The following is a 16,017-nucleotide window of genomic DNA, read 5'->3' as shown; positions in this document are numbered from 1 at the left end:
CCGGAAGTCTCACCCGGGAGCCGGGTCTCACGCCAGCCGGGTCAGACGGGGATCTCCGTCGCGCGCTCCCAGCCGGCGGGCAGCGGGCTGACGTTGAGCGAGTGGTCGAGCCCGGTGTCGGAGAGGGCCCGGCGCACGACGCGGTTGTCGCCCGTGACGACGCGCAGGGTGGTGCTCTCCCGCTGCGTCCGGGCCTGGATGTCGGCCAGCGCGTCGAGGCCGGCCGCGTCCAGGAGGTCGACCGCCGAGAGGTCGAGCACCAGGACCGGGAACTTGCGGTGGGCCCAGGTGGCCAGGACGGCCTCGAGCTGGGCGGCGCTCTCTTCGGCGAGGGCGCCCCGGATCCGGACCATCACGGCACCGAAGTAGGGGCGGATCACCTTGATATCGAACGCACCGGCGCCCGCGCGGGTCACGGGGATCGCCGTCGCGGGGTGCTGCACAACCAACATCGGCAGACGCCTTCGTTCACAGATTGAAGTGCCGGGCGGGAGTCCCGCTCGGACGCAGACCGGAATGGGGGTAACGGCTGTTGCCTGAACCGTACCCTCGCAGCGTAGCCTCCCGTCCTCCCGGCGCAACCCCGCCCAACGGGCGAGCCGCGCTCCACCGCCTGCCCCATGGCGGAGGGGTACCCACGCCGATCGCCACGGCTGGGTGAAGTACGGAGTGCTCGACAGCGCACGCTCGAAGAAGCGGGTCCACAATGGACGAAAAGGACCCGCTCCCGCTCGGCGAAGGCTGGGGGTACCTGCGAGCAGAAGCGGGAGACGAAGCGTCGGTACGGGGGTCGCCTCGCGGCGAGTGGCGCTACGCGGCTCCAGCCGGACTGGTACTCCGCGAAGGCATTGGGTGAGGCCCGGGGACACCACCGTACCGACAGTCTGTACAACGCACGGCCTGCGGAAATGTTCCCCGCGTGACGCACGTCGCCATGACGGCCGAAGCGACGTTTCGCGGTCGCCCCGCCGGGTACCACCAAAGCGTCCGAAGGAGGGATCGCCATCGCCACCGCTGTGCTCTTCGACGTCGACGGCACGCTCGTCGACTCCAACTACCTGCACGTCCACGCCTGGCAGCGCGCGTTCCGCGAGCTGGGCCGGGACGTCGACTCCTGGCGCGTCCACCGCGCGATCGGGATGGGGTCCGGCAAGCTGCTCGCCGACCTGCTCGGGCAAGCCGACGCCGACGAGCTCGGCAGCCGGCTCGAAGACCTCCACAGCCGCTTCTACCTCGAGACGGCCGAGATGCTCCGGCCCTTCGACCAGGCCGCCGCGCTGATCCGCGTCATCGCCGGGCACGGGGTGCGCGTTCTGCTCGCGACGTCGGCCGGGCCGGACGAGCTGGACGTCATGCGCAAGATCCTCGACGTCGACGACGTCGTCGCGGGCATCGTCGCGGGCGCGGACGTCGAGGCCACCAAGCCCGACCCGGAGCCGGTGTACGCCGCGCTGGAGCGCGCGGGCACCGAGCCGGGCGACACGATCTTCGTCGGCGACTCCGTCTGGGACGTCCACGCCGCCACCAGGGCGGGCGTGCGCACGGTCGCCGTGCTCTCCGGCGGCGTCAGTGCGGCGGAGTTGACCGAAGCCGGCGCGGTGGCCACCTACGACGACCCCGCGGCCCTGCTCGACGGCCTCGACCACAGCCCGCTGGCGGAGCTGTTCACCTAGTGCCAGACCGCGGCCTGTGGTGGCCGTTCCGGTCGCTGTGGTGGCCGTTCCGATGACCGTGTTGGCCGCTGCGGGCGTGGCCAGCTCGGGCTGGGCCCGGGTCGGGTTCTCCAGCGCCGGCCCGCGCTGGGGAACCGCTGGGTCGAGGCCACGGACAGGATCGTCGACTTCCCGGCGCCGTTGGCCCCGGGTGGGGCGTCGGTCATCAGGTCGGCTAGGTCCTCCGCCGCGGATCTGGCCATCCGCAAGAAGAAACCGGCCGGCTCAGCGCCCTGACCGGGCGAGCAGCTTGAGCGTGTTCTCCGAGGCGGAGCCCTCCGCCGTCGTCACGACGACGACGGTCTGCTCCGGCGACCGCGCCGGCGTCAGGATCTGCTGGGCCACCGTCAGCGCGCCCACCAGCGGGTGGCGCAGGACGTAGGAGTCGGCTTCGCACGGCTTGACCCGGTGGTCGCCCCACAGCGCGACGAACTCGGGGCTCTTCATCGACAGCTCCCCCACCAGCGACGCCAGCAGGGCGTCTTCGGGGTACCGCCCGGACGGCCCGCAGGTTGCCGACGACGGCACGCGCCTTGCGCGGCCAGTCCGCGTACAGCTCGCGGACGTGCGGGTCGAGGAACAGCATCCGGGCCGTGTTGGGCCGGTCCGCCGGGCGCTCGGGCGCGGTGGGGTCGACGTGGCCCGCCAGCAGTGCGTGGCCCAGCGGGTTCCACGCCAGGACATCGCTGCGCCGCCCAAGGACCAGCGCGGGCACGTCCCCCAGTGAGCGCAGCAGATCGCGCGCCAGCGGGTCGAGCCGTTCCGGCGGCGGCCGCCGTTGCGCGCGGGGTCGTCGCGCGGCCAGCTCACGCAGGTGTTCGCGCTCGTGCTCGTCGAGCCGCAACGCCCCGGCCAGCGCGTCGAGGATCGCGTCGGACGCGTTCACGGACTGGCCCTGCTCCAGGCGTGTGTAGTACGAGACGCTGACGCCGGCCAGCTGCGCCAGCTCCTCCCGCCGCAGCCCGGCGACGCGCCGCCGTTCACCGAGAGCGGGCAGGCCGACGTCTGCGGGGCGCAGGAGCGACCGGCGCGCCCGCAGGAACTCGCCGAGAACGGCCATATCCCCAGTGAACACGGGATCCGCGTGGCGAGCCTGACCCTGCCGGGGGTACGCAACGGCGGGGCTGGTTGGCCGCGTGAAACCGCCGCAGGCTGGGGGAAACACCAGCGACCCCGGAGCGGACATGCAGGAGATTGTGCTGGGCGACGTCACGGTCACCCGGATCACGGAGTACTACGGCTCGGTCGGGATGACACCCGAGACCTTCTTCCCGGAAAGCCCGGAGGGCGCCTGGGACGCGGACTGGCTCGCGCCCGACTTCCTCGACCGGGAGAACCACGTCTGCGTCTCGGCCATCCAGACCTGGCTGCTGCGCAGCGAAGGCAAGACGATCCTCGTCGACACCGGCGTCGGCAACCACAAGGAACGGCCGTACACGCCGGTGTGGAGCCACCTGAACACCGGCTTCCTCGGCAACCTCGCGGCGGCCGGCGTGCGACCGGAAGACGTCGACCTGGTGGTCAACACCCACCTGCACATCGACCACGTCGGCTGGAACACCTTCCTCGACGACCGCAGCTGGGTCCCGACGTTCCCCAACGCCACCTACCTGATGCCCAAGCCGGACTTCGAGTTCTGGAACCCGGCCAACGGCCACGAGCCGAACCTGGGGCGGGGCAACCAGAACGTCTTCGAGGACAGCGTCGCGCCGGTGCACGAAGCCGGGCAGACGCTGCTGTGGGAGGACAGCCACCGCATCGACGCGAACCTGACGCTCGACCTGGCGCCGGGGCACACGCCGGGGTCGTCGGTGCTCACGCTCGACTCGGGCGGCGACCGCGCGCTGTTCGTCGGCGACCTGCTGCACACCGCGCTGCAGCTGGTCGAGCCCGACACGAACAGCTGCTTCTGCGAGGACCCCGCGCAGGCCCGCGCCACCCGGCGGCGGCTGCTCGGCCAGGCCGCGGACACGAACGCGCTCGTCCTACCCGCCCACCTCGGCGGCCACGGCGGCGCCGAGGTCGTCCGCGACGGCGACCGGTTCGCCATCAAGGACTGGGCCCCGTTCGCCAAGCTCTGAGGAGGACTCCGTTGATCGTCACCACCACCGCGGGCGCCGTCCGCGGCCACGCCGGGGTCTTCCTCGACGTCCCGTACGCCGCACCGCCGATCGGCGCGGGCCGGTTCGCGCCACCCGCACCCCACGAGCCGTGGGCGGGCGTGCGGGACGCGACGCGGCCCGGGCCGACCGCCCCGCAACCGCGCCGGGACGGCTTCGGGGCGCTGGACATGTCGCCGTACTTCGGGACCGGCTGGGTCCGCGGCGACGACTACCTCACGCTCAGCGTCTGGGCGCCGCCGTCGGCCCGGGACCGTCCGGTGCTCGTGTTCGTGCACGGCGGCGGGTTCGTCACCGGCTCGACCCGTTCGCCGCTCTACGACGGGACGGCGTTCGCGCGCGACGGCGTGGTGCTGGTGACGGTCAACTACCGCCTCGGTGTCCCCGGGTTCCTCGACCTGCCCGGCGCGCCGCGCAACCGCGGGCTCCTGGACGTCGTCGCCGCACTGCGGTGGGTGCGCGAGAACATCGCGGCGTTCGGCGGCGACCCCGGCAACGTCACCCTGGCCGGCCAGTCCGCCGGCGCCACCATCACGGCCGGTGTCCTGGCCACGCCCGAGGCCGACGGCTTGTTCCGGCGGGCCGTCGTGCAAAGCGGCAACGGCCTGGGCGCGTTCACCCCCGAGCAGGCGGCCCGGGTCACGCGGGCAGCGGCCGACGCGCTGGGCGTCTCGCCGACGGTGACCGCGTTCGGCGAGGTGCCCGACGAGCAGTTCGTCGCGGCTCAGCCGGCCGGCCTGGACCTGCGAACCGCGACGGACTTCGACCCGCTGCTCGGGCTGAGCGCGTTCAGCCTGGTTCTGGACCGGCAACCCGCCGAGGCACTGGCCACCGCCGTCGACCTGCTCATCGGCACGAACGCCGACGAAGGGGCGCTCTACCTTGCCCCACAGGGAAACCTGGCCAGGTCAACCGAGCAGGATCTGTTCGAGACCGCGGCGCGAGTGTCGGTCGACCCGGCCGCGCTGGTGACGGCCTACCGCGCGAAACGTCCACATGCGACACCGGGCGAGCTGCGGTCGGCGATCATGGGGGACGCGTTGTTCGGCACCGGCAGCCGTCGCCTCGCGGAAGCCAACGGCAATGCGCACACCTACGAGTTCGCGTGGCGATCGTCCGCTGTGGACGGTCAGCTCGGCGCGGCCCACACGGTGGAGCTGCCGTTCGTCTTCGATCGCCTGGACCTCCCGGCCCTGCGCGGCCCGCGCGGCCTGCTGGGCACCGGGGAACCGCCCGCCGAACTGGCGACGCGGATGCACACCGCGTGGGTGGACTTCGCCCGCACCGGCGACCCCGGCTGGACAAGATCGGAAACCTGCCGCTTCACCGCGCGGGCCAGCTCCACCGCATCCCCAGGATCCCCGGCGCCACCCCGGTCCTGAAGACGTGCGCGGGCACGACCGGCGACACGACGACCTCGGCCGACTCGCGCTCGGGGCCGTCCGGTGACTCCAGCCGATACGCGTGACAGGACGACGGCAGGGCCTTCGCGTCGAAGTGGACCTCCTGGAGGTGCTCGGACACCGGGTGCCGGAACCGGCGGTCGTAGCTGGTGTCGGGGACGCCGTCGGTGTACTCGAACTCGTACTCCAGGATCGCCGTCTCGCCCTCGGCCAGCGATCGGCTCAGCACCAGTTCGCTGACGAGGAAACCGTGCTCCGGCAGCACTTCCGTGCGGCCGGGCCCGCAGTACCGGGTGGTGACCAGCCGTGGCGGCGTCCCCGCGACGCACCCGCGCAGTGTCACCACCCGGGCCTGCACGGGTTCCGCCACCGCCCGCACGACCTCGCGCACCCGCAGCCGGGACAGCGAGCGGTCGGCGCGGACGTGCAGGGACTCGTGCAGGCTCAGCACCACCAGCGCCGGGTCGTCGGCGGCTTCGAACGAGTTCAGCACCGGGACGACGCCGTTGCGCGGCCCCCACAGCCGTTCCCACCGGACCAGGCCGACTGGGGAACGGCCGCCGTCCGGGCGGGCGAGCAGGCCGGTCAACGAGCCGGCGGGCAGACCGAGGACGTCTTCGAGCACGGTGACCGCGCGCAGGGACTCGGGGCGCTCGGGCCGGGTGCGGCCGGTGCGCCAGTAGCTGAGCGTCGTCGTGCTGACCGGCGCGCCCGCCGCGGCCAGCCGGTCCTTGAGGCGGGCGAGGCCGAGCCCGCTCAGGTCGACGGCCAGCGACAGCGCCCGGCAGAACGGGCCGTCGGCGAGCGCGCGGGCCAGCTGCTCCCGGCGTCCCGGCGAGTGCACCGCGAACAACGACATGCGGGTCCTTCTCGGGTAGGTCCGTTCGGTCTAACACCCCGAGTGGCCCGTGTCACCCGACGAACGATCCGTCCTGTTCCGTTGATCGGCCCGGATCTTCGGACGGTTACCCGAACCACCCCGGCCGCTTACTTTCGGTGAGTCCCCACCGAAGCCCCGAGGAGTCCCCGATGCGTGAATCCCACGGCCGGTTCGTCCGCGCCGCCGCCCTGCTCGCCGGTTCCTGCGCCGCCCTCGCCACGCTCGCCGCCGCCCCCGCTTCGGCGGGCACCGCGCCGCTCTCCCCCGGCGCGGCGCCGTCGATCATCGGCGGCAGCACGGCCCAGAACCCCGGCTACATCACCCGCTTCAACGGCCACGCCAACGGCTACACGTTCTTCTGCACCAGCACGCTGATCGGCGCGCGCTGGGTGCTGACCGCCAAGCACTGCATGTACGACAACAACGGCCAGCGGCTGTCCGACATCGACCTGTACGTCGGCTCGAACAGCGCGTCCGGCGGCGTGCACGCCAAGGCGTCGTCGACCTACGTGTGGTCCGGCGGCGACCTCGCGCTGATCAAGCTGAACACCAACGGCGGCGCCACGTTCGCCCCGCTGGCCAGCAGCTCCTCGGACGCCGAGGAAGGCGACACCGCGCGCGTCTACGGCTGGGGCTCGACCCAGGCGACCGACGAGGGCAGCCACCAGTCGAGCGTCCTCAAGCGCGCCGATGTCCGGATCTCCGACACCTCGGCGTCCGACAACTACGGCGGCCCGGCGATCTCGGCGTCGACCCCGAACGGCGCGGTCGCCGGCGGCGACTCCGGCGGCCCGATGATCGACGGCGGCGTCCAGGTGGGCGTCTGCTCGACCAGCGACCGCTCCAGCATCACGACGTACGGCAGCGTCGCCGCGGGCCGCAGCTGGATCCGCCAGACCACCGGCGTCTGACCGGCCGGTCAGTGAATATCCCCCAAGGCGTTTGGGCGATCAGGGTACGTTTTCCGCCTTGATGTAACACCTTTCGGACTTCTCGCGGCATACGGGACGCGATCGCGCTCTTCCCGGTCCCCGGCGTTAGGAGTTCGTGTGATGGGTTTTCGACGCCCACTGTTCCCGCGTAGAGCCAGACGTGCGGTGGCGGCGGGGGTGATCGTGCCCCTCACCGTCGCCCTCGCCGCCGCTGTTCCCGCCGCGGCGGCGGTCCCCACCGGGTTCACCGACACCGTGGCGATCGGCGGGCTCAGCTCGCCGACCGCCGCGGCGTTCGCCCCCGACGGCCGGGTGTTCGTCACCGAGAAGAGCGGCCTGGTCAAGGTCTTCGACTCCCTGGCCGACACGACGCCGACGGTGTTCGCGGACCTGCGGACGCAGACCCAGGACTTCTGGGACCGCGGCCTGCTCGGGCTCGCCGTCGACCCGGCGTTCCCCGCGCGGCCGTACGTCTACGTCTCCTACACGCTCGACGCCGTCCCCGGCGGCACGGCGCCGCGCTGGGGTGACACGTGTCCGACGCCGCCGGGCGCGACCGACCAGGGCTGCGTCGTCACTGGCCGCGTCTCACAGCTGACGATGGGCCCGGCGGGCACCGCCGTCAGCGAGAAACCGCTGGTCACCGGCTGGTGCCAGCAGTTCCCCAGCCACTCGATCGGCTCGCTGGCCTTCGGCCCGGACGGCGCCCTCTACGCGGGCGGCGGGGACGGCGCGAGCTTCAACTTCGCCGACTACGGCCAGGTCGGCAACCCGTGCGCCGACCCGCCGTCCCCGGCCGGGACGAACCTCGCACCGCCGTCGGCCGAAGGGGGCGCGCTGCGGTCGCAGTCCCCGCGCCGCGCCGCAGGGCAACCGGTGCTGCTCAACGGAACCCTGCTGCGCCTCGACCCCGACACCGGCGAGGGTGCGCCGGGCAACCCGTTCGCGAGCAGCACTGACGCCAACGCCCGCCGCGTGATCGCCTACGGCGCGCGCAACCAGTTCCGCTTCGGCTTCCGCCCGGGCACTGGTGAGCTGTGGGCCGGCGACGTCGGCTGGAACACCTGGGAGGAGATCAACCGCGTCCCGAACGCAGGGGACGCCGTCGCGGAGAACTTCGGCTGGCCCTGTTTCGAAGGCACCGCGAGGCAGGCCGGGTACGACGGCGCGAACCTCGACCGGTGCGAGTCGCTGTACTCCGCCGGCGGGCAGACCGCGCCGTACTACGCCTACAACCACAACGCGAAGGTCGTCGCGAGCGACCCGTGCCCGACCGGCGGCTCGTCGATCAGCGGGATCGCGTTCGAGTCCGGCAGCAACTACCCGGCCGAGTACGCGGGCACGCTGTTCTTCGCGGACTCGTCGCGGGGCTGCATCTGGGCGATGCAAACGGTTGCGGGCCAGCCGAGCCCGACCAAGCTGGTGCCGTTCGTGACCGGCGTCAACGCACCGGTCCAGGTCCTGAGCGGGCCGGGCGGCGACATCTTCTACGTCGCGCTCGGGAGCGGTGAACTCCACCGCGTCAGCCACCCGGCCGGCACCAACCGCCCGCCGGTCGCGGTCGCCACGGCCACGCCGGCCACCGGCCCGGCCCCCCTCGCCGTGCAGTTCGACGGCACGGGCTCCAGTGACCCCGACGCCGGTGACGCTCTCACCTACGCCTGGGACCTCGACGCGGACGGCGCGTACGACGACTCGACGGGCCCCCGCCCGACGTGGACGTACACGACCGCGGCGGTGGTGGACGCGGGCTTGCGGGTGACGGATTCGCACGGCGCGTCGGCGACGACGACGATCCGGGTGACGGTCGGCAATCCCGCGGGCCTCGACCCGGTCCCGGTGATCGACACGCCGGTTTCGTCGCTGACCTGGTCAGTGGGCCAGCCGATCCCGTTCTCCGGCCGAGCGGTAGACGCCCAGGACGGCACCCTCCCGGCGTCGGCGCTGTCGTGGCGGCTGGCGGTCCGCCACTGCGCGGCCAACGGCACGTGCCACACGCACAACGTCCAGGACTTCACGGGCGTCGCGTCGGGTTCGTTCGTGGCGCCGGACCACGAGTACCCGTCGTACCTGCAGCTGACCTTGACGGCGACCGACTCAACGGGCCGCACGGGTACGCAGACGGTCGAACTGCAGCCGAAGACGGTGACGCTGAACTTCACGTCGAGCCCGAACCAGGTCTTGCTCACGGTGGGCGGCACCCAACAGCGGACGCCGTTCTCCCGCACGGTGATCGCGGGGTCGACGAACTCGATCAGCGCGGACAGCCCCCAGAACGTCCCGCCGTTGAACCTGAAGTACGCGTTCTCGAGCTGGGCCCACGGCGGCGCGCGGGCCCAGAACGTCGTAGCCCCGGCGACGGCCACGACGTACAAGGCGAACTACCGCCTCTGCTGGCTGCTCCAACCCTGCTGACCAAGGTCCGAGAAGGCCTCCTTGAGGGACGTGGGGTCCCTCGATGAGGCCTTCACGGACCTTCCGGCACCCCCGCCGTCAGGTGATCGGGAACGTGGTGCCGATGCCCATTCCGGTGATCCATTCCGGGACCGGCTCGTAGCTCGTCCACACCAATGGCAGTCCCGCCGCCACCTGGCCGATCAGCCAGCAGCGGACCTCGTGGCTGCCCGTGCCCGCCGTGTCCTCCAGTGCCTCGTGGCCCAGCGCCGCCACCGCGTCCGCGTCTCCCGAGGACAGCCGGGACAAGAACCACGAATCCCACTCGGTGTTCACCCGTGCGCCCGGGTCGCCGCCCATCGCGCGGACACGGGGCTCCCGCGCCGCCGCGAAGGCGTGGACGTCCGCTCGGCCGTGGATCAGCGAGTCACGCCGCTCGCCCGCCACCGCCGGGTCGCGCGGGTCGTTCGACGGCAGCCAGTGCGACAGGCCGCCGCTCGCCGCGATCAGGACCCGGCCCGGGAAGTCCGCGGACCGCAGGGCCGCTCCCAGCGCGTGGCCCAGGGAAACGCAGCGGCGCAAGGAAGGCAGCGGCGGTGCGGCCGTGTTGACGACCAGGGGCACCATCGGCAGCGACGTGCCGCCGGTGATCATCTCGTAGCTCTGCACGATGCCGTGGTCGACCGTCAGCGAGTACGACAGCGAGATGTCGAACCCCGAAGAAGTCAGGCCCGCGTGCAGTGGCCACGCCAGCGACGACGCCACCGGCAGCGGGCCCTCCGTGCTGCCGTAGTCCCCGAAACCCGCCGCCTGCTCGACGCCCAGCACGAACGGCGGCATCACGTCGTAGAAGTTGCCGTGGAAGTGGTCCGGGCCGATCACGACGATCGCGTCCGGCGCGAGGTCCTCGACCGCGCGGCGGACGCGCTCGGCGTCGCCGAGGAAGCGGCCGCCCGGACCGTCCACCCGGGACGGTGGCAGCAGTGTCGCGAAAGGACTGTGGGACATCCCGGCGAAGCCCGCGATCTCGGCCATCAGGACGGCTCCTGCCCGGTCAGCAGCCAGGTGCGGTGGACGTCGAGGAACTCGCCGACCTTCTCCCACTGCGGCCAGTGGCCGGCGTCGTCGATGACGTGCAGCAGCGCGTCGGGCAGCCAGCCGAGCAGCAGGTCGGCCTCGTCCAGCCCGCCCGTCGGGTCGTGGCTCGTCCACAGCAGCAACGTCGGCGCCGTCACCTTCGACACCCACGCCGGGTCCCACGCGAAGTCCTTGCGCACTTCCGGGTCCTGCAGCACGAGCGTGTTGGTGATGGCCCGGACGAACCCGGGCCGGGAGTAGATCCGGCGGCGCAGGTTCACCAGCTCGTCGGTGACCATCTCCTTGTGGTGGAACAGGAACTCGACGCGACGACGCACGGTGGCGTCACTCGGGTCGCGCACCGCCGCCATCGTGCTGTCGCGCATCCGCGCCATCACCTCGGGCTTGTTGGCGATGTTGCCCGGGGTGTTCAGCACGAGCCGGTTCACCCGGTCCGGGTGGTGCGCCGCGACCCAGGCGACGACCCAGCCGCCGAGCGACTCGCCGGACAGGTGCGCCCGGTCGATGCCCAGGGTGTCCAAAAGGGACACGAGGTGCGCGGCGAGGACGTCGATCGTGTACGGCCGGTCCGGCAGGTCCGACCAGCCGTGGCCGACCATGTCGTAGACCGTGACGCGGAAGTCGCGGGACAGCCCGGCCAGGTCCCGCGCGTACGCCTCCAGGTGCCCGCCGGTCCCGTGCAGCAGCACGAGTTCCGGGCCGGTCCCCGCCTGCAGCACCCGCGTCCGCACGACCCCGTCGTCCAGCGGGACGTCGACGTAGCGCAAGGTGTGCTCGATTTCGCCCAGCTCGCCCCAGATCCCGGCGTGCTCGGGGATCGGCGGCCCCGACGCTTCGACGCGGGTTTCGTCCACTGTGGTCACTTGTCCTCCGCCTTCCGGGCTTCTTCCATGGTGGCCAGGCCCGCGCTTTCCCGGCGGCCCAGGCCGAACAGGCCGAGCAGCCTCGAGTTCTCGATGGTCAGGAACTCGACCGGGTGCTCGGCCGAGTCGTTGTGGTGCCGGTGCCAGGTCCACGGCGGGGTGTAGACGAACGAGCCCGTCGTCCAGCTGACGACCTCGTCCTCGATCTCGCTGTGGCCGTCGCCGGCGATCACGAAGTGCACGGTCTCGTGGTGGTGGCGCTGCATGTCCGAGCTCTCGCCGGCCGGGATGACCTGCCGGAACAGCTCGAACGTCGTGGTCGGCAGGGTGCCGGCGACGCGCAGCGACGTCGGGTTCGGCACCGCGCCCGGCGGGATCTCGACGAGGTCCTCGTCGTGCACGACCAGCGGGCGCTGCTCGCCGGGGCGCACGACGTGGGCGATGCTCGCGAGGAAGTCGCTCATCGCGAACTCGGGTCCGGACGTGGACATGGGTCTCCTCCCCTTGCTGACGACCACTCAGGCCGGGCATTCCGTGCGGCCGCCGTCGACCGTCAGCACCGTGCCGTTGACGTACCCCGCTTCGGCCGACGCCAGGAACGCCACCGCGGCCGCGACCTCGCCCGGCGCGGCGGCCCGCCCGGCCGGGATGTCGGCGAGGTCCTGGGCCATCGCGGTGGCGACGTCGATGCCCGCGGCGTCGGCCCGGCCGCGCACCACCTCCAGGCGGCGCGGCGTGAGGGTCGCGCCGACGGCGACGCAGTTGACCGTCACGCCCCGGTCGGCGTACTCGCGGGCGGCGAGTTTCACCGCGGATGTCGTCGCCGACCGCAGGACCGTCGACGCGGCGAGCGCCGGTTGGGGCTGCCGCACCGCCGTCGACGTCGTGACGACGACGCGGCCGAACCCGCGTTCGGCCATCGCGGGCAGCGCGGCCCGCATCAGCGCGAGCGGGCCGAGGAGCAGCAGGTCGAGGTCGTGGTGCCACTGCTCGGCGGGGACGTCGAAGACGCCGCCGGGCGCCGGGCCGCCGGTGTTGGCCACGACGACGTCGAGCGAGCCGTACTGCTCGCGCACGCGCGTCACGGCGTCGGCCGCCTCGGCGGGCACGGCCAGGTCGCACACGCGGTAGCCGACGCCGTCGCCGAGCGCCGACGCCGTCTCGGCCAGGGTCTTCTCGGTCCGCCCGGCGAGCACGACCCGGTGCCCGGTGGCGAGCAACGCGGCCGCGGCGGCGGCGCCGATCCCGCCGGCGCCGCCGCCGACGAACGCGACCCGGGGGCTGGGGTGCTGGTTGGTCTTCATGATGTGTCCTACATTCGGTCCATGAGCGAGAGCGGCCAAGGGTGAGTCCCACTGCCCGGGACTCCCGATCGGCTGACGACGGGTCGACGGCCGGCGCGCTCGAACGCGCGGCCGCCATCCTGGACGCCTTCGACGCGACCCACCGCGAGCTGCCGCTGGCCCGGCTGGTCGAGCGCTCGGGGCTGCCGCGCTCGACCGTGCACCGCACGGCGGCCCGGATGATCGAGCTGGGCTGGCTCGACAAGCCCGGGGACAAGTACCGGATCGGCACCCGGCTGTTCGAGCTGGCCGGCCTGGTCCCGGTGCGCCACGAGCTGCGCGAGGCGGTGCTGCCGTACCTGCAGGACCTGTACGCGGCGGCGCGGACCACGGTGCAGCTCGGCGTGCTCGACGGCGTCGACGTGCTGGTCGTCGAGAAGATCACCGGCCACCGGCCGCTGCCGATGCTCTCCCTGGTGGGTGGCCTGATCCCGGCGCACTGCTCCGGCCTCGGCCGGGCGATCCTGGCCTGGTCGGACGCGGCGACCGTCGACGCGGTCGTGGCCGCCGGGCTCACCCGGCGCACCCCCCGCACGATCACCAGCCCCGAGGCGCTGGCGCGGGAGCTGGCCACCGTGCACGAGCAGGGATGGGCCTACGACCGGGAAGAGGGCAACGCCGGCATCAGCTGCGTGGCGGCGCCGATCTTCGACTTCACCGGCAACGTCACCGCGGCGCTATCGGTCACCGGGCCCAGCGCCGCCGTGCTGCCGGACCGGATCGGGCCCGCCGTCCGGATGGCGGCCGCCGCGGCCAGCCGGGCGTACGCGGCCCGCCGGTGGGCGGTGCCGCGGCCCTCCCCCGAGCTGCCGTCCCACTGACCAGGACTCCCGGTTGGCTCTCCGTGGCCGGTTGTTCCACGCTGTGGCCCACGCCGCGCCGGAGCTGCCCGGCACCGGCGCCGGAGGAGGAGAACCAGGCATGCACGTCGCGATCATCGGGGCCGGGCTCGCCGGGCTCACCACGGCCAAGGTGCTGCTGCAGGCGGGCCACGACGTCGCGGTCTTCGACAAGACCCCCGACGTCGGCGGCGTGTGGAGCCGGACCCGCCGCTACCCCGGCCTCACCACGCAGAGCCCCAAGGCCCAGTACTCGTTCTCGGACTTCCCGATGCCGAAGGACTTCCCGGAGTGGCCCGGCGGTGCCCAGATCCAGCAGTACCTCGCGGCCTACGCCGACGTCTACGAGGTCACCCCGCACCTGCGGCTCGAGACCACCGTCGAGTCCGTCGTCCCCGACGGCGCCCGCTGGGTCGTGACCACGGACTCCGGAGTCCCGGAGACGTTCGACCGGGTCGTCGTGGCCAACGGCGTGTTCTGCGAACCGGCGGTCCCGGACTTCCCGGGGCGCGCGGAGTTCGAGGCCGCCGGCGGCCGCGTGCTGGCCGGCAGCGAGTTCACCGACGTCGAAGAGGCACGCGGGAAGCACGCGCTGGTCGTCGGCTACGGGAAGTCGGCCTGCGACGTGACCGTCGCGATCAGCGAGGTCGCCGGGACCACCGACGTCATCGCCCGGCAGCTGCTGTGGAAGGTGCCGCGCAGGATCGCCGGGTTCGTCAACTTCAAGATGCTGCTGCTGACCCGGATGGGCGAGGCGCTGTTCCGCTACCGGTGGCTGCGCGGGTTCGAGAAGTTCCTGCACGGCCCGGGAAACCGGCTGCGCGCGTCGTGCTGAACTCCGTCGGCTCGGTGTCGGTGCGGCAGTTCCGGTTGCGGCAGCACGATCTCCTGCCACCGGGGAAGATGGAGGACATCGTCAAGGGCGCGATCGGCCTGGCGACCGAAGGCTTCTTCGAAGGCGTGGCCGACGGCGCCATCCGCGTCCGCCGCGACCAGGTGATCACCCGGCTGCACGGCGGCGACCGGCCGGGCGCCGAGCTCGCCGACGGCACGGTGCTGCCCGCCGACCTGGTCGTTTGCGCGACCGGGTTCACCCAGGGTGTGCCGTTCCTGGACGAGACCGTACAGAAGCAGCTGTTCGACGAACGCGGGAACTTCCTGCTGTACCGCCAGATCCAGCCGCTGCGGGCGCCGGGGCTCTACTTCAACGGTTACAACTCGTCGTTCTTCAGCCCGCTCAACGCCGAGATGGCGGCGCTGTGGATCGCGGCCGACCTCGCCGGGGCGCTCGCGCTGCCGGACGTCGAGACCCGGCACGCCGACGTCGTCGGGCAGCTCGCGTTCCTGGACGTCGCGACCGGCGCGCACCACTGCCGCGGCACGAAGATCATCCCGTTCTCCATCCACAACGTCGACGAGGTGCTCGGCGACCTCGGCCTGCAGATCCCCCGGTTCACCCGGGCGACGCACTGGCTGAACCCGGTTTCCCCGGCGGCGTACCGGAAGCTGACACCCGAGCTGCTGGCGCGGCTCGCGAAGACCACTCCCGAACCCGCGGCTCTCTAGGAGGACCCGATGGACACCGCACCGAAGACCGGCCACCACGTCATCCACCCGGGCGACGGCACGAACTTCGGCGCGATCGGGCTGGGCATCCACGCCCGGCTCACCGGCGCCGACACGAACGGCGCGTACTCGCTGTTCGAGTACGTCGTCCCGCCGGGCCTCGGCGGGCCGCCGACCCACATCCACAGCCGGGAGGACGAGCTGTTCACCTGCGTCCAGGGGCAGGTCGAGGTCGAACTGGACGGCGAGCGGCACGTCCTCGGCCAGGGCGACTCGCTGCTGATGCCGCGCGGGGTGCCGCACGTGTTCCGCAACCCGTTCGACGAACAGACCCGCATCGTCGCCGTCGTTTCCCCGCCCGGGCTGGAGAACTACTACAAGGAGCTGAGCGAGCTGCCGCCCGGGCGCGACATGAAGCTGGTCGCGCAGGTGATGACCCGCTACGGCCTTTCGCTGCAGAAGTGACCGGCTACGAACAGATGGTGCGCGCGATGTGCGCGGCGGTCGACGCGGGCGACGCCGAGGCGTTCGGCTCGTGGTTCGCCGAAGACGCGACGTACACCTTCGGCAACGGCGAAACCCTGTCGGGCCGCGACGCGATCGTCGCGGCCACGGCGGGTGCCGCGGAAGCGCTTCCGTGGGTCCGGCACACCGTGGACCAGGTGGCTTTCGCCGGAGACGACCAGCTGTTCTGCCGCTTCACGATCGAAACGGAGTCCTCGGCGGGCAAGCCGCTGGCGCTCCCGTGCGTCACGGTCATCTGGCTGGACGGGCCGCGGATCGTCGACTACCGCGTCTACATGGACATCTCCCCGGCCCTGGGGTCGTGAGTGGTAATGAGGGTTAGAACCCTCATTACCACTCACG

At 72.4% G+C, this 16,017-nt stretch carries 16 protein-coding genes and 1 pseudogene; 10 read left to right on the top strand and 7 right to left on the bottom strand.

What is annotated here, in order from left to right:
• Nucleotides 1-41: 41 nt before the first annotated feature.
• A complete protein-coding gene (locus ACLJQZ_RS40055; protein WP_410625946.1) occupies nt 42-452 on the bottom strand; it encodes an STAS domain-containing protein in 411 nt (136 codons plus the stop codon).
• Nucleotides 453-1,016: 564 nt separating this feature from the next.
• On the opposite strand from ACLJQZ_RS40055, the gene ACLJQZ_RS40050 reads away from it, so the two are divergent.
• Nucleotides 1,017-1,673, top strand: a complete 657-nt coding sequence (locus ACLJQZ_RS40050) for an HAD family hydrolase (protein ID WP_410625944.1) — start codon at nt 1,017-1,019, stop codon at nt 1,671-1,673.
• Nucleotides 1,674-1,937: 264 nt separating this feature from the next.
• On the opposite strand, the pseudogene ACLJQZ_RS40045 reads toward ACLJQZ_RS40050, so the two are convergent.
• A pseudogene (locus ACLJQZ_RS40045) lies at nt 1,938-2,772 on the bottom strand (helix-turn-helix transcriptional regulator).
• Nucleotides 2,773-2,896: 124 nt separating this feature from the next.
• Here ACLJQZ_RS40045 and ACLJQZ_RS40040 point away from each other — a divergent pair.
• Both ACLJQZ_RS40040 and ACLJQZ_RS40035 read left to right on the top strand, forming a co-directional pair.
• The gene (locus ACLJQZ_RS40040; protein WP_410625942.1) at nt 2,897-3,793 is read left to right on the top strand and encodes an MBL fold metallo-hydrolase; all 897 of its coding nucleotides are present in this window, start codon (nt 2,897-2,899) and stop codon (nt 3,791-3,793) included.
• An 11-nt stretch (nt 3,794-3,804) separates the two neighbouring features.
• The gene (locus ACLJQZ_RS40035; RefSeq protein ID WP_410625940.1) at nt 3,805-5,214 is read left to right on the top strand and encodes a carboxylesterase/lipase family protein; all 1,410 of its coding nucleotides are present in this window, start codon (nt 3,805-3,807) and stop codon (nt 5,212-5,214) included.
• Here ACLJQZ_RS40035 and ACLJQZ_RS40030 read toward each other — a convergent pair.
• Nucleotides 5,156-6,094 (bottom strand): hypothetical protein, encoded by a 939-nt coding sequence (locus ACLJQZ_RS40030; protein ID WP_410625938.1) that lies wholly within the window; start codon nt 6,092-6,094, stop codon nt 5,156-5,158. The two genes, ACLJQZ_RS40035 and ACLJQZ_RS40030, sit on opposite strands and share 59 nt — an antisense overlap.
• Nucleotides 6,095-6,264: 170 nt before the next feature.
• Here ACLJQZ_RS40030 and ACLJQZ_RS40025 point away from each other — a divergent pair, with 170 nt between their 5' ends.
• Together ACLJQZ_RS40025 and ACLJQZ_RS40020 are read left to right on the top strand one after the other, a co-directional pair.
• Nucleotides 6,265-7,026 (top strand): S1 family peptidase, encoded by a 762-nt coding sequence (locus tag ACLJQZ_RS40025; RefSeq protein WP_410625936.1) that lies wholly within the window; start codon nt 6,265-6,267, stop codon nt 7,024-7,026.
• 198 nt (nt 7,027-7,224) lie between these two features.
• On the top strand, nt 7,225-9,462 hold the full coding sequence (locus ACLJQZ_RS40020) for a PQQ-dependent sugar dehydrogenase (RefSeq protein ID WP_410625934.1): 2,238 nt from the start codon (nt 7,225-7,227) through the stop codon (nt 9,460-9,462).
• 78 nt (nt 9,463-9,540) lie between these two features.
• Here the strand turns inward: ACLJQZ_RS40020 and ACLJQZ_RS40015 are convergent, their stop codons facing one another.
• From ACLJQZ_RS40015 to ACLJQZ_RS40000, 4 genes are read right to left on the bottom strand one after another with little or no spacing between them, the layout of a single operon-like run.
• On the bottom strand, nt 9,541-10,476 hold the full coding sequence (locus tag ACLJQZ_RS40015; protein ID WP_410625932.1) for a 2,3-dihydroxyphenylpropionate 1,2-dioxygenase: 936 nt from the start codon (nt 10,474-10,476) through the stop codon (nt 9,541-9,543).
• A complete protein-coding gene (locus tag ACLJQZ_RS40010) occupies nt 10,476-11,402 on the bottom strand; it encodes an alpha/beta fold hydrolase (protein ID WP_410625930.1) in 927 nt (308 codons plus the stop codon). Before ACLJQZ_RS40010 ends, ACLJQZ_RS40015 begins: the two co-directional genes overlap by 1 nt.
• Nucleotides 11,399-11,893, bottom strand: a complete 495-nt coding sequence (locus ACLJQZ_RS40005; RefSeq protein WP_410625928.1) for a cupin domain-containing protein — start codon at nt 11,891-11,893, stop codon at nt 11,399-11,401. The genes ACLJQZ_RS40010 and ACLJQZ_RS40005 overlap by 4 nt, the downstream gene beginning before the upstream one ends.
• 27 nt (nt 11,894-11,920) lie before the next feature.
• On the bottom strand, nt 11,921-12,706 hold the full coding sequence (locus ACLJQZ_RS40000) for an SDR family oxidoreductase (protein WP_410625926.1): 786 nt from the start codon (nt 12,704-12,706) through the stop codon (nt 11,921-11,923).
• Nucleotides 12,707-12,747: 41 nt separating this feature from the next.
• On the opposite strand from ACLJQZ_RS40000, the gene ACLJQZ_RS39995 reads away from it, so the two are divergent.
• The 5 genes from ACLJQZ_RS39995 (at nt 12,748) to ACLJQZ_RS39975 (ending at nt 15,980) form a co-directional block, all read left to right on the top strand.
• Nucleotides 12,748-13,566, top strand: a complete 819-nt coding sequence (locus ACLJQZ_RS39995; protein ID WP_410625924.1) for an IclR family transcriptional regulator — start codon at nt 12,748-12,750, stop codon at nt 13,564-13,566.
• A gap of 100 nt (nt 13,567-13,666) precedes the next feature.
• Entirely contained in the window at nt 13,667-14,419 is a 753-nt protein-coding gene (locus ACLJQZ_RS39990) for a flavin-containing monooxygenase (protein WP_410625922.1), read from the top strand.
• Nucleotides 14,413-15,150: a hypothetical protein gene (locus tag ACLJQZ_RS39985; protein ID WP_410625920.1), complete on the top strand. Its 738-nt coding sequence runs from the start codon at nt 14,413-14,415 to the stop codon at nt 15,148-15,150. The genes ACLJQZ_RS39990 and ACLJQZ_RS39985 overlap by 7 nt, the downstream gene beginning before the upstream one ends.
• A gap of 9 nt (nt 15,151-15,159) precedes the next feature.
• Nucleotides 15,160-15,615 carry a cupin domain-containing protein gene (locus ACLJQZ_RS39980; RefSeq protein WP_410625919.1) on the top strand — a complete coding sequence of 152 codons (456 nt, stop codon included), beginning with the start codon at nt 15,160-15,162 and terminating at the stop codon, nt 15,613-15,615.
• A complete protein-coding gene (locus ACLJQZ_RS39975) occupies nt 15,612-15,980 on the top strand; it encodes a nuclear transport factor 2 family protein (protein WP_410625917.1) in 369 nt (122 codons plus the stop codon). Before ACLJQZ_RS39980 ends, ACLJQZ_RS39975 begins: the two co-directional genes overlap by 4 nt.
• The last annotated feature ends 37 nt before the right edge of the window (nt 15,981-16,017 follow it).

This window comes from Amycolatopsis sp. cmx-8-4 (genome assembly GCF_046548675.1).
Classification (GTDB): domain Bacteria; phylum Actinomycetota; class Actinomycetes; order Mycobacteriales; family Pseudonocardiaceae; genus Amycolatopsis.
The sequence above is the reverse complement of the archived record's forward strand: the minus strand, read 5'-3'. Positions and strand labels throughout refer to the sequence as shown.